General features: G+C 63.5%; 25 protein-coding genes and 1 tRNA gene. 17 read left to right on the top strand and 9 right to left on the bottom strand.

Features of this window, described 5'->3' with window-relative positions:
* Positions 1-128: 128 nt before the first annotated feature.
* The 4 genes from ssuD to C2L65_RS08960 are packed head-to-tail and all read left to right on the top strand — an operon-like array spanning position 129 to position 3,350.
* Positions 129-1,292 carry an FMNH2-dependent alkanesulfonate monooxygenase gene (gene ssuD, locus C2L65_RS08975; RefSeq protein ID WP_042310112.1) on the top strand — a complete coding sequence of 388 codons (1,164 nt, stop codon included), beginning with the start codon at positions 129-131 and terminating at the stop codon, positions 1,290-1,292.
* A 58-nt stretch (positions 1,293-1,350) separates the two neighbouring features.
* Positions 1,351-2,181 (top strand): aliphatic sulfonate ABC transporter permease SsuC, encoded by an 831-nt coding sequence (gene ssuC, locus C2L65_RS08970; protein ID WP_042310114.1) that lies wholly within the window; start codon positions 1,351-1,353, stop codon positions 2,179-2,181.
* Complete coding sequence (locus C2L65_RS08965) at positions 2,178-3,089, top strand: ATP-binding cassette domain-containing protein (protein ID WP_042310117.1); 912 nt, start codon at positions 2,178-2,180, stop codon at positions 3,087-3,089. The genes ssuC and C2L65_RS08965 overlap by 4 nt, the downstream gene beginning before the upstream one ends.
* A gap of 45 nt (positions 3,090-3,134) precedes the next feature.
* Positions 3,135-3,350, top strand: a complete 216-nt coding sequence (locus tag C2L65_RS08960; protein ID WP_007588023.1) for a TOBE domain-containing protein — start codon at positions 3,135-3,137, stop codon at positions 3,348-3,350.
* Positions 3,351-3,416: 66 nt separating this feature from the next.
* On the opposite strand, the gene C2L65_RS08955 is transcribed toward C2L65_RS08960, so the two are convergent.
* Entirely contained in the window at positions 3,417-3,680 is a 264-nt protein-coding gene (locus C2L65_RS08955) for a hypothetical protein (RefSeq protein ID WP_427910140.1), read from the bottom strand.
* Between the two features lie 214 nt (positions 3,681-3,894).
* Here C2L65_RS08955 and C2L65_RS08950 point away from each other — a divergent pair, with 214 nt between their 5' ends.
* The gene (locus C2L65_RS08950) at positions 3,895-4,095 is read left to right on the top strand and encodes a hypothetical protein (RefSeq protein ID WP_042310121.1); all 201 of its coding nucleotides are present in this window, start codon (positions 3,895-3,897) and stop codon (positions 4,093-4,095) included.
* Positions 4,096-4,155: 60 nt separating this feature from the next.
* Positions 4,156-4,407 (top strand): hypothetical protein, encoded by a 252-nt coding sequence (locus C2L65_RS08945; RefSeq protein WP_042310123.1) that lies wholly within the window; start codon positions 4,156-4,158, stop codon positions 4,405-4,407.
* Positions 4,408-4,743: 336 nt separating this feature from the next.
* On the opposite strand, the gene C2L65_RS08940 is transcribed toward C2L65_RS08945, so the two are convergent.
* Positions 4,744-5,010 (bottom strand): hypothetical protein, encoded by a 267-nt coding sequence (locus C2L65_RS08940; protein WP_036004896.1) that lies wholly within the window; start codon positions 5,008-5,010, stop codon positions 4,744-4,746.
* A 342-nt stretch (positions 5,011-5,352) separates the two neighbouring features.
* Between C2L65_RS08940 and dusA the strand changes: the two genes are divergently transcribed.
* Both dusA and C2L65_RS08930 read left to right on the top strand, forming a co-directional pair.
* The gene (gene dusA / locus C2L65_RS08935; protein WP_042310125.1) at positions 5,353-6,354 is read left to right on the top strand and encodes a tRNA dihydrouridine(20/20a) synthase DusA; all 1,002 of its coding nucleotides are present in this window, start codon (positions 5,353-5,355) and stop codon (positions 6,352-6,354) included.
* A gap of 92 nt (positions 6,355-6,446) precedes the next feature.
* Positions 6,447-6,522: transfer RNA gene (locus C2L65_RS08930), tRNA-His, on the top strand.
* Between the two features lie 118 nt (positions 6,523-6,640).
* On the opposite strand, the gene C2L65_RS08925 is transcribed toward C2L65_RS08930, so the two are convergent.
* Positions 6,641-6,853 carry a DUF3820 family protein gene (locus tag C2L65_RS08925; protein ID WP_007588014.1) on the bottom strand — a complete coding sequence of 71 codons (213 nt, stop codon included), beginning with the start codon at positions 6,851-6,853 and terminating at the stop codon, positions 6,641-6,643.
* Positions 6,854-6,883: 30 nt separating this feature from the next.
* The gene (locus C2L65_RS08920; protein ID WP_042310127.1) at positions 6,884-8,329 is read right to left on the bottom strand and encodes an MFS transporter; all 1,446 of its coding nucleotides are present in this window, start codon (positions 8,327-8,329) and stop codon (positions 6,884-6,886) included.
* Positions 8,330-8,477: 148 nt separating this feature from the next.
* Between C2L65_RS08920 and C2L65_RS08915 the strand changes: the two genes are divergently transcribed.
* From C2L65_RS08915 to C2L65_RS08905, 3 genes are all read left to right on the top strand, one after another.
* A complete protein-coding gene (locus C2L65_RS08915) occupies positions 8,478-9,530 on the top strand; it encodes an NADP(H)-dependent aldo-keto reductase (protein WP_042310129.1) in 1,053 nt (350 codons plus the stop codon).
* Positions 9,531-9,795: 265 nt separating this feature from the next.
* Entirely contained in the window at positions 9,796-10,854 is a 1,059-nt protein-coding gene (locus C2L65_RS08910) for a permease (RefSeq protein ID WP_042310131.1), read from the top strand.
* A 261-nt stretch (positions 10,855-11,115) separates the two neighbouring features.
* A complete protein-coding gene (locus tag C2L65_RS08905) occupies positions 11,116-11,538 on the top strand; it encodes a hypothetical protein (RefSeq protein ID WP_007588002.1) in 423 nt (140 codons plus the stop codon).
* Between the two features lie 54 nt (positions 11,539-11,592).
* On the opposite strand, the gene C2L65_RS08900 is transcribed toward C2L65_RS08905, so the two are convergent.
* Positions 11,593-12,417 carry an ABC transporter permease gene (locus C2L65_RS08900; protein ID WP_042310133.1) on the bottom strand — a complete coding sequence of 275 codons (825 nt, stop codon included), beginning with the start codon at positions 12,415-12,417 and terminating at the stop codon, positions 11,593-11,595.
* Positions 12,418-12,463: 46 nt separating this feature from the next.
* The gene (gene nodI / locus C2L65_RS08895; RefSeq protein WP_042310135.1) at positions 12,464-13,378 is read right to left on the bottom strand and encodes a nodulation factor ABC transporter ATP-binding protein NodI; all 915 of its coding nucleotides are present in this window, start codon (positions 13,376-13,378) and stop codon (positions 12,464-12,466) included.
* A 254-nt stretch (positions 13,379-13,632) separates the two neighbouring features.
* Between nodI and C2L65_RS08890 the strand changes: the two genes are divergently transcribed.
* Complete coding sequence (locus tag C2L65_RS08890) at positions 13,633-14,097, top strand: universal stress protein (RefSeq protein WP_042310137.1); 465 nt, start codon at positions 13,633-13,635, stop codon at positions 14,095-14,097.
* 37 nt (positions 14,098-14,134) lie between these two features.
* Here the strand turns inward: C2L65_RS08890 and C2L65_RS08885 are convergent, their stop codons facing one another.
* From C2L65_RS08885 to lexA, 3 genes are all read right to left on the bottom strand, one after another.
* Positions 14,135-14,776 (bottom strand): DUF2939 domain-containing protein, encoded by a 642-nt coding sequence (locus C2L65_RS08885; protein ID WP_042310139.1) that lies wholly within the window; start codon positions 14,774-14,776, stop codon positions 14,135-14,137.
* 118 nt (positions 14,777-14,894) lie between these two features.
* Positions 14,895-15,239: a hypothetical protein gene (locus C2L65_RS46110; protein WP_042310141.1), complete on the bottom strand. Its 345-nt coding sequence runs from the start codon at positions 15,237-15,239 to the stop codon at positions 14,895-14,897.
* A gap of 27 nt (positions 15,240-15,266) precedes the next feature.
* Positions 15,267-15,917: a transcriptional repressor LexA gene (gene lexA / locus C2L65_RS08875; RefSeq protein ID WP_042310142.1), complete on the bottom strand. Its 651-nt coding sequence runs from the start codon at positions 15,915-15,917 to the stop codon at positions 15,267-15,269.
* A 345-nt stretch (positions 15,918-16,262) separates the two neighbouring features.
* Between lexA and C2L65_RS08870 the strand changes: the two genes are divergently transcribed.
* From C2L65_RS08870 to C2L65_RS08850, 5 genes are all read left to right on the top strand, one after another.
* Entirely contained in the window at positions 16,263-17,318 is a 1,056-nt protein-coding gene (locus C2L65_RS08870; protein ID WP_042310144.1) for a sulfate ABC transporter substrate-binding protein, read from the top strand.
* A gap of 105 nt (positions 17,319-17,423) precedes the next feature.
* Complete coding sequence (gene cysT, locus C2L65_RS08865; protein ID WP_007587987.1) at positions 17,424-18,320, top strand: sulfate ABC transporter permease subunit CysT; 897 nt, start codon at positions 17,424-17,426, stop codon at positions 18,318-18,320.
* The gene (gene cysW, locus C2L65_RS08860; RefSeq protein ID WP_042310146.1) at positions 18,317-19,285 is read left to right on the top strand and encodes a sulfate ABC transporter permease subunit CysW; all 969 of its coding nucleotides are present in this window, start codon (positions 18,317-18,319) and stop codon (positions 19,283-19,285) included. Before cysT ends, cysW begins: the two co-directional genes overlap by 4 nt.
* A gap of 15 nt (positions 19,286-19,300) precedes the next feature.
* Positions 19,301-20,359: a sulfate/molybdate ABC transporter ATP-binding protein gene (locus C2L65_RS08855; protein WP_042310149.1), complete on the top strand. Its 1,059-nt coding sequence runs from the start codon at positions 19,301-19,303 to the stop codon at positions 20,357-20,359.
* Between the two features lie 72 nt (positions 20,360-20,431).
* On the top strand, positions 20,432-21,358 hold the full coding sequence (locus C2L65_RS08850; RefSeq protein ID WP_042310150.1) for a CysB family HTH-type transcriptional regulator: 927 nt from the start codon (positions 20,432-20,434) through the stop codon (positions 21,356-21,358).
* Positions 21,359-21,372: the final 14 nt, after the last annotated feature.

Here is a 21,372-nt window from a genome sequence, read left to right as displayed (position 1 = left end):
CTTCTTCAATCACCCGTTTTCGATGCGCTGCGCGTACGCGGCAGGGCGTGTCACGCCTTTCGCATGCGGCGGCACGCAACGCATCCCGTCATCCCTAAGACATCAGACGAACAAGGCAGGAACTGCAGATGAATGTGTTCTGGTTCATTCCGACTCACGGCGACAGCCGCTATCTCGGCACGTCGCAAGGCGCGCGTGCAGCCGACTATGACTATTTCCGACAGATCGCCGTCGCAGCCGATACGCTCGGCTACGAGGGCGTGCTGCTGCCGACGGGCCGCTCGTGCGAGGACGCATGGGTCGTCGCGTCGAGCCTGATTCCCGCCACGAAGCGCCTGAAGTTTCTCGTCGCGATCCGTCCGGGCATCTCGTCGCCGGGATTGTCGGCGCGCATGGCCTCGACCTTCGACCGCCTGTCGGGCGGACGTCTGCTGATCAACGTCGTGACGGGCGGCGATGCCGCCGAACTCGAGGGCGACGGGCTGTTCGTCGATCACGACACGCGCTACGAAATCACCGACGAATTCCTGCGCATCTGGCGCGGCCTGCTGACTAGCGCGCATCAGGGCGAGAGCTTCGATTTCATCGGCAAGCATCTGACGTCGAAGGGCGGCAAGGTGCTGTATCCGCCCGTGCAGGACCCGCATCCGCCGCTGTGGTTCGGCGGCTCGTCGCCGGCGGCGCACGAGATGGCGGGCGAGCACATCGACACGTATCTGACGTGGGGCGAGCCGCCCGAAGCGGTGGCGAAGAAGGTCGCCGACATCCGCGCACGCGCCGCGCAGCACGGCCGCAAGATCAAGTTCGGCATTCGCCTGCATGTGATCGTGCGCGAGACGGAAGACGAAGCGTGGGCAGCCGCCGACAAGCTCATCAGCAAGCTCGACGACGACACGGTCGCACGCGCGCAGGCGTCGTTCTCGAAGATGGATTCGGAAGGCCAGCGGCGCATGGCGGCGCTGCACGGCGGCAAGCGCGGCTCGCGTCAGGATCTCGAGGTGTATCCGAATCTGTGGGCGGGCGTGGGGCTCGTGCGTGGCGGCGCGGGCACGGCGCTCGTCGGCAGCCCGGAGCAGGTCGCGGCGCGCATGCAGGAATACGCGGATCTCGGCATTGAGACGTTCATTCTGTCCGGCTATCCGCACCTCGAAGAGTCGTATCGCTTCGCAGAACTTGTGTTCCCGCTGCTGCCGGGGCGGCAGCAGGCGGCGGTGAGCGGCAGCCTTCCGCTGTCGGGGCCGTTCGGCGAGATCGTCGGCAACAACTATGCGCCGAAGGCGTCGCAAAGCTGATTCGTTGTCCGGAGGCGATGCGCAACGACGCGTCGCTTCATGAAAGGAGTGCTGGTTTATGTCGACTGTTTCTGGCAACCGTGCTGCGGGTTTCAATCTCGCGCGCCTGAATCTCGGGCCGCTCGCGCTCAGGCTCGCGCCGTGGATCGTGCCGCTCGTGATCCTGCTCGCGTGGGAATTCGCTGCGCGCAGCGGCGTGCTGTCGACGCGCGTGCTGCCCGAGCCGCTCGCCGTTGTGAAGGCCGCGTGGTCGCTGATCCAATCGGGCGAAATGTGGGCGGACGTCAAGGTCAGCACGTGGCGCGCGGTGTCGGGCTTCGCGATCGGCGGCGGCATCGGCTTCGTGCTCGGGCTGGCGACAGGTCTGTTCCGGCCCGTCGATATCGCGCTCGACACGACCGTGCAGATGATCCGCAACATCCCCGCGCTCGCGATGATTCCGCTCGTGATCCTCTGGTTCGGTATCGAGGAAGAGGCGAAGGTGTTTCTGGTGTCGCTGGGCGTGTTCTTTCCGATCTATGTGAACACATACCACGGCATCCGTTCCGTCGATGCCAATCTGATCGAAATGGCGCGCAGCTACGGCGTGAAGGGTTTCGCGCTGTATCGCGACGTGATCCTGCCAGGCGCGCTGCCGTCGATTCTTGTCGGCGTTCGTTTCGCGTTCGGATTGATGTGGGTCACGCTGATCGTCGCGGAAACGATCTCCGCGCAATCGGGCATCGGCTACATGACGATGAACGCGCGTGAGTTTCTGCAAACGGATGTGGTGGTGGTCGGGATTCTGCTGTATGCGGCGCTCGGCAAGCTCGCCGACATGCTGGCGAAAGGTCTGGAGCGCGTGTCGCTGCGCTGGCATCCCGCGTATCAACGAGGAACGAAAGCATGAGTGCGAGCACATTGTCCGTATTGATGGGCGGGATCACGGGCGCGGATCTCGAAGACGAGCTTCGGCAGCAGAGCACGCATGAGCTTGTGTCGACGCAAGCACCCGCGCTGCGCGAGATCGCTCGTGAAAAGCATGATATTTCGGTCGAACTGCGCGGCGTCGGCAAGCGCTACGGCGAGCGCGCGGTGCTTACGGACTTCGATCTGTCGATCGAGCGCGGCAGCTTCGTGTCGATCGTCGGACGCAGCGGCTGCGGCAAGTCGACGTTGCTGCGGCTGATCGCGGGTCTCGAAGCGCCGACCTCGGGCACGCTCGACAAACACGCCGACGGCTCGCAGCCCTTCGACACACGGATCATGTTCCAGGACGCGCGCTTGCTGCCGTGGAAGACCGTGCTGCAGAACGTGATGCTAGGACTCGGCCGTTCATCGCGGGATAAAGCGCGCGCGGTGCTCGACGAAGTCGGCTTGCTCGAACGCGCGAACGACTGGCCCGCGCAGCTGTCGGGCGGCCAGCGGCAGCGCGTCGCGCTGGCGCGCGCGCTCGTGCATCGGCCGCAATTGCTGCTGCTCGACGAGCCGCTCGGCGCGCTAGACGCGTTGACGCGCATCGAAATGCACGCGCTGATCGAGCGCTTGTGGCGTGAGCACCGTTTCACCGCGCTGCTCGTCACGCACGACGTGCAGGAAGCCGTCGCGCTCGCCGATCGCATTCTGCTGATCGAGGAGGGCAGGATCGCGCTCGATCAAGCCGTGCCGCTCGCGCGGCCGCGCGAACGGGCGACAGCGGCATTCGCGCAACTCGAAGAGCGCGTGTTGCAGCGTGTGATGAAGACACGCGTAACCGACGAACCGGCACCTCAGGATGCCCGCACCGTGCATGCACGCGATATCCGCTGGGCAGTTTGAACGCTGGCTGGATACTTTTTCATCGACCCACCGGAGCTATCCGATATGAGCATTTCCGCGATTAACGTACGCAACCAGTTCAAAGGCAAAGTGAAGGAAATCATCCGCGGACCCGTCGTGTCCGAAGTCGATGTCGATACGCCGTTCGGCGTCGTCACGTCGGTCATCACGACGCGCTCGATCGACGAACTCGAACTGAAGGTCGGCGCGGAAGTGGTCGCGCTCGTCAAGTCGACGGAGGTATCGATTGCGCGCCTGTAACGCGCTTTGCGCTTGATGCGCGGCGGTCGCTGAGCCGCCGCGCATCGCAGGTTCACACGCTGCCCGCTATTTCGCGTTCGTCGCGCTGGCGGGCGGGTGAACCGACATGTCGTCGTTGGGCTGCTTGCGTGGCTTCTTGACGGGCATGTTGTCGGGATTGGTCGCGCTCGCCGCGCCCGAGGCCGCCGCGGGCGGCGGTTTCACCATCGGCGTGCCGCCCGTTTGCGGCGCGACGGTCTGGCCCCACGCCAACTGCGCGACACCCGCCGATGCCGCCAGCACGGCGGCGGCTCCTATCGACGCCCATGCGTGACGTCTGAGTTTCATCATCGTCGCAATCATTGGGTTCTCCCTGCGGTTTTTCTCTCCTTTCGCTAGGCGCGTGCCAGCCCCTGCGGGACGCCCGTTTCTTCTCGGATAGCGGGGTGCGGGGGCGCACCGCGTCCCGTCCCGGCAATCCTGGCTGGAAGTGCTAGCATGAACTCAGCATCGACTGGCGCATTGCCATACGGGCGGCGCGCCGCCAACGAATGTGGAGGCTGCGATGACGAAGTCCTTGAGTGCGGGTGCAATCGATACCTTGCGGCAACTGAACGACATCGGAACCGGGCAGGCGGCGCCTGCCGTCGAGCCCGTCGTCGAGAAAGAATTGCTGGGCGCGGGGCTGGTGGCGAAAACGGGGAAGGGCGCGGGCGTCGAAATCACCTGCGACGGCAGGAAGTATCTGTCCGGCGATTGCGACTGATCCAGTGACTGAGCCCGACGACTGACCCTGACGAGCAAACCTGAGACGGAGGGACGCGCGATGGAGCCGAAAGGCATCGACATGGGCGACTACCAGGAGCGCTACAAGGAGTTCGAGATGGAGGTCTGCGTCGAGCAGGTGCTGACGGGCGTCAAGGCGCACTTCCGCATACTGAAGGACGACGCGGTGATTCTGGACTGGCGGCTTGTGCCGATCGACGGCTTCTGGCCGACGGAGCACGCGGCGGCCGAAGCGGGCTTCCGGGCAGCGCGCGAAGCCATCGATGTCGAACTGCTGGCCGCAGGCGGATAGTCGTTTTACACAGCGCAAAAAATAAAGCCGGATGCTCTGAGAAGAACATCCGGCTGAACTACACCTGCAACAACAGACTGCGTGGTACTGCCAGGGTACGGCAACTTCCAACTACTGGTACTTCCAGATACTGCTACTTCGCCATCAACGGTACTGCTTTACTACGGTCAAGCTTTGATTGCGGTACTGCTACATCTGGAACTGCAACTTCAAGATTACCTGCTGCCACTTCTACAACGACTGCAACTGCAAGTACTGCGTGCTACCAGTGCTGCTCGATACTGCTGGGTACTGCCTGCTACGAAAGCTGCTGTTTGCTTCTGGTCCTGTTTCGGCTTAGTGGCCGAAGAACACCGAACCCGGGCCCGTCACGGGCTCATGCTTGCCAGCTTGCGACGAACCGTTTTGCACGCCGCCGTACGCGTTTGCGTTGGCTTGTTGCGCTTCAGCTGCCAGCGTTTCCGTGTTCTGGCCTTGTTGCGATGCCGGTGCGCCAACCGTCGGGTTGTAGTGCGGAGCCGGACCGTAGCCGCTTGCGAAAGCGGGAGCAGCCAGGGTAGCGGAAGCGGCGATCAGAACTGCGGCGATAAGCTTGGTCTTCATGGTGAACTCTCCGTAATGTTTTGATTCAGTAAGACGTTGCGCTCTTTGCTTTGCAGCGGTCTGTTCGCAACGTCGATGGAAGCCAGTGTATACCCCTACTATCGGTTTTTTGTGCCGATAATTTGAAATTACTATTCTGAGATTCGAAACAATGCTGGGAGGCACGCTGGGCGGGGTTTTGCCGCGTATGCGCCCCTATAAGCGGGGCGTTACGGCTTGAAAAACCTTATGTAAATCATGGGCTTCCGGGGTTGTTGCGGCGCAAAACGAGGGGTTCGGGGCGCGCTTGCGGTAAAATTGCGGGCTGAATTCACGCTGTTTTTCTTTCTGGTCTGCCGCCTCATGTCTTCGAAGCCTGTTTCCAGTCCCCGCCGCGTATCCGTGGCGCCCATGATGGACTGGACTGATCGCCACTGCCGCTCGTTTCACCGCACGCTGTCGCGGCACACCTGGTTGTATACGGAGATGGTGACGACGGGCGCGCTGATTCACGGCGACGTCGAACGTCACCTTGCGTTTACCGCCGACGAAGCGCCCGTCGCGCTACAACTCGGCGGCAGCGAGCCGGACGATCTCGCGCGCTCGGCGAAACTCGGCGAGCAGTGGGGCTACGACGAGATCAATCTGAATTGCGGCTGCCCGTCGGAGCGTGTGCAGCGCGGCGCATTCGGTGCGTGTCTGATGAACGAGCCGCAACTTGTCGCCGATTGCGTGAAGGCGATGCGCGATGTGGTGTCGGTGCCCGTGACGGTGAAGCACCGGATCGGCGTCGATGACGTCGAAGACTATGCATTCGTGCGCGACTTCGTCGGCACGATTGCCGAGGCCGGTTGCGAGGTCTTCATCGTGCATGCGCGCAATGCGATCCTCAAAGGCCTCAGCCCGAAAGAGAACCGCGAGATTCCCCCGCTCAAGTACGACTACGCGTATCGATTGAAGCGCGACTTTCCGCAGCTCGAGATCATCATCAACGGCGGGATCAAGACCCTCGACGAAGTCGAAGCACACTTGCAGCACGTCGACGGTGTGATGCTGGGCCGTGAGGCGTATCACAACCCGTATGTGCTCGCCGATGTCGACGCGCGTTTCTACGGCTCGACGGATACCGCGCCGACCCGCGAGGAAGCGGAAGCGAAGCTGATCGAATACTGCCGCGCCGAGATCGCGCGCGGCACGTATCCTGGCGCGATCGTGCGTCATGCGCTGGGGCTGTATCGCGGCGTGGCGGGTGCGCGCGGGTGGCGGCGCGTGCTGTCGGACAGCAAGAAGCTCCAGGCGCGCGATCTCGCGATTTTCGACGAAGCGCGACAGCATTTGCGCGAACCCAGCGAAATCTTTGAATAAAGGGCTTTGCAAATACGGTTCGTGTTTGTATAATCTCGCTTCTTCGTTGCTGAGCACCGCTCTGCGGCAGGCGGCGAAGATGTAGTGCAGTGGTGGCTGTAGCTCAGTTGGTAGAGTCCAGGATTGTGATTCCTGTCGTCGTGGGTTCGAGTCCCATCAGCCACCCCAAAGAATTCAGAAACGGCATTGCGAGAAATCGCAATGCCGTTTTTGTTTTGGCGTCCGTGACTTGCAACGCGCTGTCGTTCAAAGAATCGAACGCGCGCGCATCAGGCCAACCGCAGATTCACCCCTTCCTCAACGGCTTCAGCAACTCCTTCAAGCCGTTGTGATCGATCTCATGCATCAACGCGAGCAGCCTGCCGATCTCACCAGGCGGAAACCCTTCGCGCGCAAACCAGTTCAGATAATGTCCCGGCAGATCGGCGATCACGCGCCCTTTGTATTTGCCGTAAGGCATCGTACGCGTCACGAGCAATTCAAACTGTTCGACATTCATTTCAAGTCCACCTGTTCAGCGCCGGGCATCTCAAACCCGTTTCCGCCGATGATGCCCGCTCACATGCGCGCCCGCATCACGTTCGAGCCCGAACACATCGACGATCGCTACTAGTCCGACAGCCGCCACCAGCAGGAAAGCAATGCTGAAATCGGCGGGCGTCACCGACTGCGCTTCGTGCCCATGTAACCATGCTGCAACCCGCAGCGCAATCGCGCCGAGCGCGACGCCCATGCCCATTGTCATTTGCGAGAGTGTGCTCGATAACGTCGATGCGCCGCTCATCTGCGGCTTCGGCACATCGGCGAACGCGAGTGTATTGACGGCCGTGAACTGCAACGAGCGCGACAGGCCGCTCGCAAACAGCACGATAGCCATCGGGACGAGCGGCGTCGAAGCCGTCAGCAGGCTCATCGCCGCAATGCTGATCGCAGCGAGCGCGCCATTTACGAGCAACACCGGACGAAAGCCGAAGCGCCGCATCACGGGCGTCGTCACGAGCTTCATCGACAGGTTGCCGGCGAACACGATGAGCGTCAGCAGCCCCGAATGGAACGCGTTCATGCCGAAGCCGAGCTGGAACATCAGCGGCAGCAGAAACGGCACAGCGCTGATCGACACGCGGAACAGCGAGCCGCCACCCATCGCGACAGCAAACGTCTTCACGCGAAACGCCGACAGATCGACCACAGGATGCGCGCTGCGGCGCAGATGAAAGAGGGCGCCGATGCCCGCAGCGACGCCACCCGCGAGGAACGCGAGCGCTTCGCGCCACGGCGCATCCGAGCGTCCGAGCAGTTCCATCGCATACATGATGGCCGTGCCCGCGATGCCGCACAGCGCGAAGCCGATACCGTCGAACGGACGCTTCTGCGATTCGCCTTCCGCGCTGATGAAGCGCCACGCGAGCACGATGCCGAGAATGCCAAGCGGCACATTCAGATAGAAGATCCAGCGCCACGACGAGTACGTCGTGATGAAGCCGCCCAGCGGCGGTCCGAGCACGGGCGCGACGAGCCCGGGCCACGTGATGATCGAGATCGCTCGCATCAGGCCGTCCTTGGGCGTCGCGCGCAGCACGGCGAGGCGCCCGACGGGCACCATCATCGCGCCGCCGATACCCTGCACGATGCGCGCCGCCGTGAACTCGACGAGCCCGTTCGTCATCCCACATACAACCGACGACGCCGTGAACACCGCAAGCGCGGCCGTAAACACGTTGCGTACGCCGAAGCGGTCGGCGGCCCAGCCGCTGATCGGGATGAAGACGGCGAGCGTCAGCAGATACGACGTGATGCCGATGGAGAGATCGACGGCATGCACGTTGAACGACTGCGCCATCTGCGGCAGCGCGGTCGCGATGATCGTGCCGTCGAGGTTCTCCATGAAAAACGCCGCGGCCACGAGCGTCACGATCAGCGACTGCCGTCCATTCGACGGGACGGATGACGTGGACGGCGCATCTGACATCGACATGATTCTCCGAACGTTGTAAGCGCATCGAAACCGTCCAGGTCCCGGCGCGGCCAGCCGCTATTCTAGCCACGCACGCGGTTTGCGCGGACATGGTAATTTCGCGTTTTACCGATTTATCACCCGCAAAAACACGAACAGGAACCAGGCGATGGAATACCGCAGACTCGGCGATACGGATGTGAAGGTCAGCCTGATCGGTCTCGGCACGATGACGTGGGGCGAGCAGAACACGGAGCGCGACGCGCACCAACAGATCGATTACGCGCTCGACCAGGGCGTCACGCTGATCGATGCCGCCGAGATGTACCCGGTGCCGCCGCGCCCGGAGACGCAGGGCTTGACGGAACGCTACATCGGCACATGGATGGCGCAGCATCGCAGTATGCGCGACAAGATCGTACTCGCGACGAAGATCGCGGGTCCCGCGCGTCAGCCGCACAACCCGCGTCACATTCGCGGCGAGGGCAACCAGTACGACCGCAAGAATCTCACCGAGGCGCTGAACGACAGTCTCAAGCGTCTGCAAACTGACTACGTCGATCTGTACCAGTTGCACTGGCCCGATCGCAGCACGATGACGTTCGGCCGCCCGGCGTATCCGTGGATCGACGATGCGTACACGGTGCCCATCGAAGAGACGCTCAGCGTGCTCGCGGATTTCGTGAAGGAAGGGAAGGTGCGTCATATCGGCGTGTCGAACGAAACGCCTTGGGGCGTCGCGCAATTTCTGCGCGCGTCGGAGAAGCTCGGCTTGCCGCGCATCGTATCGATCCAGAATCCGTATAGCCTGCTGAACCGCACATTCGAAGCGGGGCTGTCCGAGTTCTCACATCGCGAGCATGTCGGGCTGCTCGCGTATTCGCCGCTCGCGTTCGGCTGGCTGTCGGGCAAGTACGAAGGCGGCGCGCGTCCGGCGGGCGCGCGCATCACGCTGTTCGAGCGCTTCCAGCGCTACAGCAAGCCGCAAGCCGTGCAGGCGACGACGCGTTACGTCGAGCTGGCGAAGCGCCACGGCCTGTCGCCCGCGCAGTTCGCGCTCGCGTTCGTCAACAGCCGGCCGTTCCTGACGAGCAATCTGATCGGCGCGACGTCGCTCGATCAGCTGAAAGAGAACATCGCGAGCGCCAATGTGAAGCTGTCGCCGGAAGCGCTTGCGGAAATCGACGCGCTGCACGAACTGCAGCCGAACCCCGCGCCCTGAGCGGCACGCCGCGCGCCGCGACGCCTATGTCGCGGTGCGCTGGCGGCAAGTGCGCGAACGCACCCGACGTCACGTTCAACAGCACGCGGGCGCGGGTAAAAGCCACCCGCCGCGCCGCTTTCGCCCCCACTTTTTACGATCCCGTTCGATCCGTGTAGAGTGGCCGTTGCCGCGTGCCGATGCGGCAGCCCAGCCGGCGCGCGAACCCGTGCGTGCCGCACGAACGGCAACGTAGTCAACAACACAACGACCGACCCCCACGACGATGAACGCTACGCGTCCCACCACTTCGTCCGCCGCCTCGACCTGGCCGATTTTCGTGCTGCTCGCTATCGCGGGGCTTTTCTACGTCAAATGGTTTCCGTATTACAACCGCGCATTCACGGCGGCATCGACGCATTCGATCGGCGCGTCGATCCTGATGGGCAAGGCGTCGAGCCCGCCCGCGCCGTCGTGGAGCGCGGCGCTGGCCTACGCGCTCGCGTACGGCAAGGCGATCTGGCAGGCGATGGTGCTCGGCCTGCTGCTCGGCTCGGCGGTGCAGGCCCTGCTACCCGCGCACTGGGTCGCGCGGCTGCTCGGCAAGACGGGCTTCGGCAGTGTCGCGGCGGGCGGCCTGCTTGCGCTGCCGGGAATGATGTGTACGTGCTGCGCGGCGCCCGTCGTCGCCGGACTGCGGGCGCGGCAGGCTTCGCCGGGCGGCGCGATCGCATTCTGGCTCGGCAACTCGGTCCTCAATCCCGCGACGCTCGTGTTCATGGGCTTCGTGCTCGGCTGGCACTGGGCCGGGCTGCGGCTCGTGCTCGGCATCGCGATGGTGTTCGGCCTCGGCTATCTGGCGAACCGGCTCGTGACACCCACAGAAGCGCAAGCGGCCGACGCGCGCCTTGTCGAACTGGTCGGCGAGCAGCGTGACGGCAATCCGTTCGCGCGCTGGCTGTCGATCTTCGCGCGGATGGCCGTGCGCCTCGTGCCGGAATACATCGTGCTGGTCCTGCTGCTCGGCGCGGCGCGCGCGTGGCTCTTTCCGCAAGTCGGGCCGGAGATCGGCAACGACATCGTATGGATCGTGGCACTGGCCGTCGCGGGCATGCTGTTCGTGATCCCGACGGCGGGCGAGGTGCCCATCGTTCAGGCGATGCTGTCGCTCGGCATGGGCGTCGGCCCGGCGGGCGCGCTGCTGCTGACGCTGCCGCCCATCAGCGTGCCGTCGCTCGCGATGCTCGCACGCTCGTTCCGGCCGCGCGTGCTGAGCGTCGTCGCCGTCGGCGTGGTCGCGTTCGGCGTGCTGGCTGGGCTGCTGGCCGTGGCGCTCGGCTTCTGAGCAAGCACCCGTAACAGGCGACCGTAATAAAACGCGGCGTCGCGGCGGCGAATCTCGTCCTAAACTGGGGAGGCAAGCGCGTGATCGCATGCGTCGCCGGGTGGCATGGGGCTGGCCTTGTTGCACTGCAAGACGCAGCCGGACGGATGCAAATGCTACGATGGCGGCCGTTCATGCCGCCAACGCGGCGCAAGGCAGGACGAATCATTCAGCTGCACAAAACGGCGTGCAAGCGCCAACCAGTTAAATTCAGGACATCGCATGGCCCAACAAAAGACCAATCCGAAACTCGAGCAGGCGCTGACCCGCGGGGATCTCGCTATCCGTCAGGCCAACTCGGCACGCGCCACAGCCGTGCTGCGCGCATTGGGCAAGATGATCATTGACGCATCGGCGACGATCGGCGTCGAAGCGCATACGTCGATTCCCGATGGCGACCGCATTTATGATCCCGTCGACGGCATGTGGCCGCAGGCGCTGCTCGTTTCGCTCGATGGCCCCGTCGAGGAAGCCGACCCGGAAGAGTTGCGCACGATCCGTTTGCGCTCCGATGATCCGGGCACGATGTTCCGAGTCGAATGGCATCGCGCGGACGGCAAGATCGGCCGCCAGGAAGGCGGGCCATTCGCGACGGTCGAGTTCATCTCCGACGTCGACGTGCCGTGGTCGGACGACGAAGAGTGATCTGATTGAATCAGCTTGAGGGCGCCGCCGCGCATGAACCTGCGCGCGGCGCCCTCAGCGCATCATGCGGCGGCGGAACAGCACCGCCGATATGCAGAACGGCACCACCACATACGCGGCCAGCACGGCCACGTGGAGCGCTGCGTCGTTCATCGGGCGGTCGAGAAGCGCCGGACGGATCAGGTCGACGGTGTGGGCGAGCGGCAGCAGTTGCGCGGCGAACTGCGCCGCAGGTGGCAATTGCGACAGCGGAAAGAACACGCCCGAAAGCAGCAGCATCGGCGTGAGCACCAGCGTCTGATAGAACATGAAGAAATCGTACGAGGGCGCGAGCGCCGTCACGATCATCGCCGTGCTCGCAAACGCAAGCCCCGCCAGTACGATGACGGGCAGCGCGATGAGCATCGACGGAAAGCTCGCATAACCGAGCGCGCCCGCCACGACCATAATGGCGGCGCCCGACAGCACAGCCTTGCTGCCCGCCCACACGACTTCGCCGAGGACGATGTCGCCGAGCGTGAGCGGCGTGTGCATGATCGCCTCCCAGGTGCGCTGTACGTGCATCCGCGAAAAGCCCGAATACATCGACTCGAAACTCGCCGACATCATCACGCTCGACGCCACCGTGCCCGCGGCGAGGAACGAGATGTACGAGACGCCGTCGACATGTCCGACCATCAGCCCGAGGCCGAAGCCGAGCCCAAACAGATAGATCATCGGATCGGCGAGATTGCCGAACATCGACGCGAGCGCGAGCTTGCGCCACACCAGATAGTTGCGCCGCCAGACGGCAATCCAGTTGACGGCGTTCGCGGGCAACGCGGCGAACCGCTCGCGTGACGCGGCGTGCTCGGGGGTGTCGTAGGTGCGTAAGTCCATGTGTTCGGTGCGCCTTGGATGTCGGTGGCGAATGGTTGTGTGCCCGTCAGTCTTGCATTTCGCGGCCCGTCAGACGCAGAAACACGTCTTCGAGATTCGCCGGCCGGTGCAGATAACGCAACCCCGCGCGCTGCTTCAGCCGCGCGTGAACGGGTTGCGGATCGTCGACATAACAGAAGAGCGTCTCGCCGCTGATCTCGGTGCGCACCGACAGCGGCGCCAGTTCGTCGCGCAGCGTCGCGGGATCGGGGCCGTACACTTCGATCACGTCGCAGCCTATTTCCGAAGCGATCAATTCATTCGGCGCACCTTCCGCGATCTTGCGTCCTTCCTCGATCACGCACAGCCGGTGACACAGGCGCTCGGCTTCTTCCATGAAGTGCGTGGTCAGCAGAATCGTCTTGCCGCGCGCGAGCAACGAGCGCAGCCGTTCCCAAATCAGATGGCGCGCCTGCGGATCGAGGCCTGTCGTCGGCTCGTCCATGATGAGCACGTCAGGGTCGTTGATGAGCGCGCGTGCGAGCGTGAGCCGCCGCTTCATCCCGCCCGACAGCTCGCCGACGCGCGCATCGGCCTTGCTTTCGAGCCGCGCGAATTCGAGCAGCGTCGGCACCATCGCGCGACACTGCGCGCCGGACAGGCCGAAGTAGCGGCCGAACACGAGCAGGTTTTCGCGGACCGTGAAATCAGGATCGAGATTGTCGAACTGCGGCACGACGCCGACACGCGCCCGCGCGAAGCGCGAGCGTATTGGAATCGGTTCGCCGCACAGACGGATGCTGCCTGCATCGGGTGCCGCAATGCCGAGCAGCATGCGCAGCGTCGTGGTCTTGCCCGCGCCATTGGGACCGAGCAGCCCGAAACATTCGCCCTTGCGCACATGAAACGACAAGCCGTCGACGACAGTTTTCTCGCCGTAGCGCTTCTCGACCTGATGAAATTCGATTGCAGCTTCAGACATATGAAGACGGATGTTCCCTGAATAGGTGCGTGGCCGGTGCAAAGCGCGAGACGGCTGCCTATTTTAGGGCATCGTGCGTGCCGCGTTTGGCGCATGGATACGCATCGCTGGCGGATCGTATGCACGATCTTGCACCGCGTCATGGCGCACTGCGCGGGCCACCGCACTTAGCGTTTTCCATCCCTTGCATGTCGAATTGCGGCGCACCATGATTCAGATGAGACCGCGATAGTCGCGGGCATGGGGGAAGCAAAATGGCGAGCTACAACAAGATTCTGCTGTGCTATGACGGCTCGCGTGAAGGCCGCAAGGCATTGCGTTGCGGCGCGAATCTGGCGCTCGATCTGGGCGCGGAGACGCATTTGCTGTCGGTCGTCGACATGCGTTCGAGCATTGCGCAAAGCGCAGGCCTGCTGACGGACGTCGCATGCGGCAGCTTCGAAAAGACCGCGCGTGAAATCCTTCAGGAAGGCGTCGACTGGCTCACGGAACGTGGCGTGAAGGCGACGGGGCATTTCGCGTTTGGTCATCCCATCGACGAAATCGCGTCGCTGGCGACCGAGTTGCACGTCGATCTCGTTGTGGTCGGGCATCGTTGCCGCACGGGACTGTCGCGCTGGTGGATGGGCGCGGGCAATACGCCGCTGCTGGACCGCGTGTCGTGCAGCATTCTGGTCGCGTGCTCGTCGGCGGCTGAAGAGGAGCAGGCGGCTGCGTGAGGCAGCCGCCATCTGGCGCACGTGTTGTGAAGAAGCGTCAGCCGTTTAGATCGACGGCTGACAGCTTCCACGTGAAAAGCCCCTGCCTACGAAAGATCGCCGCATAGCGCGTGTCGCCGACACCGTGCTGATAGCTCACAACGAACTCATTGACACCGCGATATCCCGCCGTGGTTTGCGGCGGCTGCGGCGGCGTGTTGCTATTGGCGTTAGCCTGGCTAGATGCGGGCGCCAGTGTTGGTGGCGAGTTGGGCGCCGGATTGTCCGCTCGAGCAGCGGGCGGAGGAGGCGGGCGCTCGCCCGGTTCGCCGCGCGGCGGAATACCGTTGAGCAACGCGGCGACTCCATCCGGCGTCGCATAGGCATCGACGAGCGGACCAATCAATGCAACGCCGATCATCGCGCCGATGGCGGCAAGCGGATTGCCGTTGTGCTGCACGTCGAGCCTGCGCGTCAGCAATCCCGTGACCTGTAGCTTGAGGCTGTCGCGTAGCGCCGGGTAATCGACGTACGCGTTGACCGTTTCCACATCGCGGGAATCGGCGGCGCGTTTGAGCCGGTCGAGCGCGATATACGGCGATGCGTACGCGTAACCCAGCGCAGCCACGACGACGATCACAATCAGCGCGATCAGAAGTGGCCGGCCAACCCGGCCTTTCATCCTTACCAAACCTGCCATTGTGCGGAACGCTCCGTTTTCAATATCGATCAGGTGTGGACCTGATCGGCACCGAAACGATCCCACAAGTTTGCAAGCAAGCGTTTCTAAGCGTCGATATCAAGCGCATGTGGCGCGCTCACGCTGCCTGCTGCGTCAGTTGATCGCCTTGCTCGGCAATCGCGCGATCGATCATGTTGCACACGGCGTCCACCGTGCCGACCATGATGAGTCGCGATGACCCGTGATAGACCCGCACGGGCGCGCGCCGCGCCGGTTCCGCGTTGAGACCCGAGTTCAGCGACACGCGCGCGAACGCCGGTTGCGCGGACGGCAGCGGTTGAGGTTCTTCATCGAACAGCGATGCCGTGCGACCCGCGACGTTCGACGCAAGCGCCGTCAGCGAACCACAAGGGACGAGCTCGCGCAGATGGCGCAGACGACCGAACTGGCGAAAGGGCAGCAAGCGGGCAAGGCGTTCCATGAGTCTCTCCAGACAGTGTTCAGCTAATTAGAATTCCGTCGGCCGGATCAGCCCGACCGCGATGCCTTCCAGCGCGAACTCCGCGCTACCGGCCTGAACAAAAATGTTTTCGTAATCGGGGTTCTCGGCGATCAGTTCGATGCCGTTGGGCCGGCGCTTCAGGCGCTTCACGGTCACGTCGTCACCCAGACGCGCGATGATGATCTGGCCATCTTTCGCTTCGCTCTTCTTCTGCACGGCGAGCAGGTCGCCGTCGAAGATGCCCGCGTCGCGCATCGACAGGCCGCGCACCTTCAGCAGGTAGTCGGGCTTGCTCGAGAACAGCGACGGGTCGCACGTGTAAGTCTGCGAGATATGTTCTTGCGCGAGGATCGGGCTACCGGCTGCCACGCGGCCTACGAGCGGCAGCGACAGCTGCATGATGCTTGCGTGCGGCAGCGTGAGCTGGTGCGGGGAATCGTCCTGGCCCGCAAGCAGGCGGATGCCGCGCGACGCGCCCGCCGCCAGCTCGATCACGCCCTTGCGCGCCAGCGCCCTCAGGTGTTCTTCCGCCGAGTTCGCCGAGCTGAAGCCGAGTTCGGCCGCGATCTCGGCCCGCGTGGGCGGGAAGCCCGTGCGCTCGATAGCGCGGCGGATCAGTTCGAAAACCTGTTGCTGACGTGCGGTGAGTTTGGTCATGGCGCCACTGTATGGATAGACAGGTGACTGTATTTTTATACAGTATCCGGCGCATTTCAAGCTTTACTTTAAGTTCGTCGCGGCGGGTGTCGTGTGAACGTCGAAAGGCGACGCTGAAACGGCGCTACGGACGCGCTCGCGGATGCAAACCATTCCTTTACCACTATTGCGTATTAAAAAATGAAGAAACATTATTTTTAATGATGAAGCTGCCCGGATAGACTGGCCTCCATTGATGCAGCAGCAACGCCCACGCAGCGGCAGAGGCGCTTGCCGCTTGCGCAGCAGCGAATCGCGGCAATCAGCGGAAAACAGGCAGTCACACCAACAAGACGGAGAAGGTCGATGGGTATTCGGATCACGGGGTTGGCAGGAGCAAAGGCAAAGCGCGGCAGCGCGAAGCGATTGGTCGCGGCGCTCGCGCTGGGCGCGGCGTCGGCGGTCGGGATGATCGCGCAGGCGCATGCGGACACCACGCTGCTGAATGTTTCCTACGATCCGACCCGCGAGCTGTATCAGGACGTCAATCAGGCCTTCGGCAAGGAATGGAAGGCGAAGACGGGCGAGACGGTCACCTTCAAGCAGTCGCACGGCGGCTCGGGCGCGCAGGCGCGTTCGGTGCTCGACGGCCTGCAAGCCGATGTCGTGACGCTCGCACTCGCTTATGACATCGACGCGCTTGCCAACAAGGGCCTCATCAACAAGGACTGGCAGAAGCGCCTGCCCGACAACGCATCGCCGTACACGTCGACGATCGTGTTTCTCGTGCGCAAGGGCAACCCGAAGCACATCAAGGACTGGGACGATCTGGTGAAGCCGGGTGTGTCGATCGTGACGCCGAACCCGAAGACCTCGGGCGGCGCGCGCTGGAACTATCTGGCGGCATGGGCGTACGCGTCGCATCTGCCGGGCGGCAACGACCAGAAGGCCAAGGAATTCGTGTCGAAGCTGTATAAGAACGCGGGCGTGCTCGACTCCGGCGCGCGCGGCGCGACGACGAGCTTCGTGCAGCGTGGTATCGGCGACGTGCTGATCGCATGGGAAAACGAGGCGTTCCTGTCGGTGAAGGAATTCGGCACCGACAAGTTCGAGATCGTCGTGCCGTCGGCGAGCATTCTGGCCGAGCCGCCCGTCGCCGTGGTGGACAAGGTGGTCGACAAGCACGGCTCGCGCAAGCTCGCCGACGCGTATCTGAACTTCCTCTATAGCGAGGAAGGTCAGGAGATCGCCGCGAAGAACTTCTACCGTCCGCGTTCGAGCAAGGTGCCGGCCGCGCTCACCGAGAAGTTTCCGAAGCTGAAGCTGTACACGGTCGACGACTCGTTCGGCGGCTGGACGAACGCGCAGAAGACGCACTTTGCCGATGGCGGCGTGTTCGATTCGATTTACCAGCCGCAGTGAAACCACGCAGCGGCAATGTTTGAACAAAGGCGCGCCCTCGGGCGCGCTTTCGGCAATGGTGCGACGGCACGCGTTGCAACGCATAAAACCTGAAAGAGCTTTCGCATGACGACGTTGACCTTTCGCAAGCCGAGCGCGATACCCGGCTTCGGCCTGACGCTCGGCATCACGCTGGCGTATCTGAGCCTCGTGGTGCTGATTCCGCTCGCGGCCACTTTTCTCAAGACGGCGACGCTGGACTGGAGCCAGTTCGTGCGCGCCGTTACGTCGCCGCGCGTGCTCGCGTCGTACCGGCTGACGTTCTTCTCGGCGCTCGGCGGCGCGCTGATCAACGCGGTGTTCGGCTTTCTGGTCGCGTGGGTGCTGGTGCGCTACAAGTTTCCGTTCAAGCGCATCATCGACGCCGTCGTCGATCTGCCGTTTGCGCTGCCCACATCGGTGGCGGGCATCTCGCTCGCGGCGATCTATTCGGGCAATGGCTGGGTCGGCCAGTTTCTCGAACCGCTCGGCATCAAGATCGCGTTCACGCCGGCGGGCGTGCTGGTTGCGCTGACCTTCATCGGCTTGCCGTTCGTCGTGCGGACCGTGCAGCCCGTGCTCGAAGAGTTCGAGCGCGAGCAGGAAGAGGCGGCTGCGTGCCTGGGTGCGTCGCGCTGGCTGACGTTCCGGCGCGTCGTGTTTCCCTCTGTATTTCCCGCGCTGCTGACGGGTTTTGCATTGGCGTTCGCGCGCGCGTTGGGCGAATACGGCTCGGTGATCTTCATCGCGGGCAACGTGCCGATGAAGTCGGAGATCACGTCGCTGCTCATCATCACGAAGCTCGAGCAATACGATTACGCGGGCGCAACGGCGCTGGCTGTCGTGATGCTGGTGGTGTCGTTCCTGATGCTGCTGCTGATCAACACACTCCAGTGGTATCTGCAGCGGCGCACGACCCGCGGCCGCACGGCGCCTACCGTGCCGGTTGTGTCGTCGGCTGCGCTGACGGGAGGTGCGCAATGAGCCAGGATTCCGTAGTGCTTTCCAGCTCGGGCGCGGGCAACGCCAACACTGTGCGCCGTCCCGATCCGGTAACGGAGCCGCGCGTCGTGCGCTGGATTCTGACGGGCATCGCGCTGCTGTTTCTCGCGCTGTTTCTCGCGCTGCCCCTCGTTGCCGTGTTTTATCAGGCGTTCAGCAAGGGCGTTGCGTACTACTTCGAGTCGCTCGCGGATCCCGATGCTGTGTCGGCGATCAAGCTGACGCTCTTGACGGCAGCGATTGCCGTGCCGCTCAACCTCGTGTTCGGTCTCGCGGCATCGTGGTGTATCGCGAAGTTCGAGTTCCGCGGCAAGGCGCTGCTGACGACGCTGATCGACCTGCCGTTCTCGGTGTCGCCCGTGATCTCCGGCCTGATCTACGTGCTGATGTTCGGCGCGCAAGGCTGGTTCGGACCGTGGCTCGCCGATCACAACGTGCAGATCATCTTCGCGGTGCCGGGCATCGTGCTCGCGACGATCTTCGTCACGTTCCCGTTCGTCGCGCGCGAGCTGATTCCGCTGATGCAGGCGCAAGGCAACGATGAAGAAGAAGCCGCGCACGTGCTCGGCGCGTCGGGCTGGCAGATTTTCCGGCGCGTCACGCTGCCGAACGTCAAATGGGGTCTGCTGTATGGCGTGATCCTGTGTAACGCGCGCGCGATGGGCGAGTTCGGCGCGGTGTCGGTGGTGTCGGGCCACATTCGCGGACAGACGGACACGATGCCGCTGCACGTCGAGATTCTCTACAACGAATATAACTTTTCGGCGGCCTTCGCCGTGGCGTCGCTGCTCGCGTTGCTCGCGCTCGTCACGCTCGGCCTGAAGCTGCTCGCCGAGCGTCACATGTCGGCAGAACTGGCGAGCGCGCGCGACGTGCCCGCGCATGCCGGTCCCGTGAGCAAGCCGGCCACGCCGTCGACGAATACCGCCGCACAATCGGTCCAGTAAGGAGAGTTGTCAAAGATGGGCATCACCGTACGCAATCTGCAAAAGCGCTTTGGCGATTTCACCGCGCTCGACAACGTCTCGCTCGATTTTCCGCCGGGCGAACTCGTCGCTCTGCTTGGACCTTCGGGCTGTGGCAAGACCACCTTGCTGCGCGTCATCGCGGGCCTCGAATACGCGGACGCGGGCCAGGTCGTGCTGCAAGGCCAGGATGTCGCGGAAGTGGGCGCGCGCGAGCGCAACGTCGGCTTCGTGTTCCAGCATTACGCGCTGTTCCGTCATATGACGGTGTTCGAGAACGTCGCGTTCGGGCTGCGCGTGAAGCCGCGCAAGGAGCGCCCGTCCGAAGCCGTGATCCGCGAGAAAGTGCATGAACTGCTGAAGCTCGTGCAACTCGACTGGCTCGCGCAGCGCTATCCGTCGGAACTGTCGGGCGGTCAGCGGCAACGTATCGCATTGGCGCGCGCGCTGGCCGTCGAGCCGAAAGTGCTGCTGCTCGACGAACCGTTCGGCGCGCTGGACGCGAAGGTGCGCAAGGAACTGCGCAGCTGGCTGCGCCGTCTGCATGACGACCTGCATATCTCGACGATCTTCGTCACGCATGACCAGGAAGAAGCGCTAGAAGTCGCGGACCGTATCGTCGTGCTGAACCACGGGCACGTCGAGCAGGTGGGCAGCCCGCAAGACGTCTACGATCATCCGCAGACCTCGTTCGTCTACGAGTTTCTCGGCGCGGCGAACCGGCTGCATGGCAGCGTCGACGGCAGGGGGTTCGTCGTCGATGGCGCCGCGCAGCCGATCGCGATCGAAGCGAATTTCCAGGGGCCCGCGTTCGCTTATGTGCGTCCGCACGATCTCGTGCTGTATCCGCAGGCTTCGGGGCATCGCGACGGCATCGTCGTCGGCGTGCGGCGCGTGGTGACGCTGGGTGGCTCGGTGCGTGTCGAGCTCGAAGGGCGCGCAGGTCACGTGCTCGAAGCGGAACTGGATCGCGAAGCATGGCGCGAGTTGCAGCTTGCTGTCGGCGACGGCGTGACGGCCGTGCCGCGCGCGTTGCGTGTATTCCCTGCACATTGAACGGCGCGCCGAGCGCATTTCAACCCAGGCATTGAACAACAAACCTACTCTGGCCGAACCGGAGACATCGATATGAATTTCCAGCAGTTGCGCTTCGTGCGCGAAGCCGTGCGGCAGAACATGAACCTGACGGAAGTCGCGAACGTGCTGTACACGTCGCAGTCGGGCGTCTCGAAGCAGATCAAGGATCTCGAAGACGAACTGGGCGTCGATATTTTCATTCGACGCGGCAAGCGTCTGACGGGGCTGACGGAGCCGGGCAAGGCGGTGCATCAGCTGATCGAACGCATGCTGCTCGACGCGGAGAACCTGCGCCGTGTTGCGCGCCAGTATGCGGATCAGGACAACGGCCACCTCGTCGTCGCGACGACGCACACGCAGGCGCGATACGCGCTGCCGAAGGTGGTGCGCCAGTTCACTTCGGTTTTTCCGAAGGTGCATCTCGCGCTTCGCCAGGGCAACCCGCAGCAGATCGCGCAGATGATCATCAACGGCGAGGCCGACATCGGCATCTCGACGGAAGCGCTCGACCGTTATCCCGACATCGTTACGTTCCCGTGCTATTCGTGGCATCACGTCGTGGTCGTGCCGAAGGGGCATCCGCTGGTGGGCCGCGAGAACATCACGCTGGAAGAGATCGCCGAATACCCGATCGTCACGTACGACCAGGATTTCACGGGCCGCTCGCACATCGACCAGGCATTCGCGAAGGTGGGCGCGCTGCCCGACGTCGTGTTGACGGCCATCGACGCCGACGTGATCAAGACCTACGTCGAACTCGGCATGGGCATCGGCATCGTGGCCGCGATGGCGTTCGATCCGAAGCGCGATACCGAACTCGTCGCGCTCGACACGCAGCATCTGTTCGAAGCGAGCACGACGCGCATCGGCTTGCGCAAGGGCGCGTTCCTGCGTGCCTATGCGTACCGGCTGATCGAGATGTTCGCGCCGCAACTGCATGAAGCGGATATCGCGAGTCAGTTGCGCGAAGCGGCCTGATAACGGGTGTTTTG

Source organism: Paraburkholderia terrae, from assembly GCF_002902925.1.
GTDB lineage: Bacteria > Pseudomonadota > Gammaproteobacteria > Burkholderiales > Burkholderiaceae > Paraburkholderia > Paraburkholderia terrae.
Note: the sequence above shows the minus strand (reverse complement) of the source record. Positions and strands in the feature narration are given on the sequence as shown.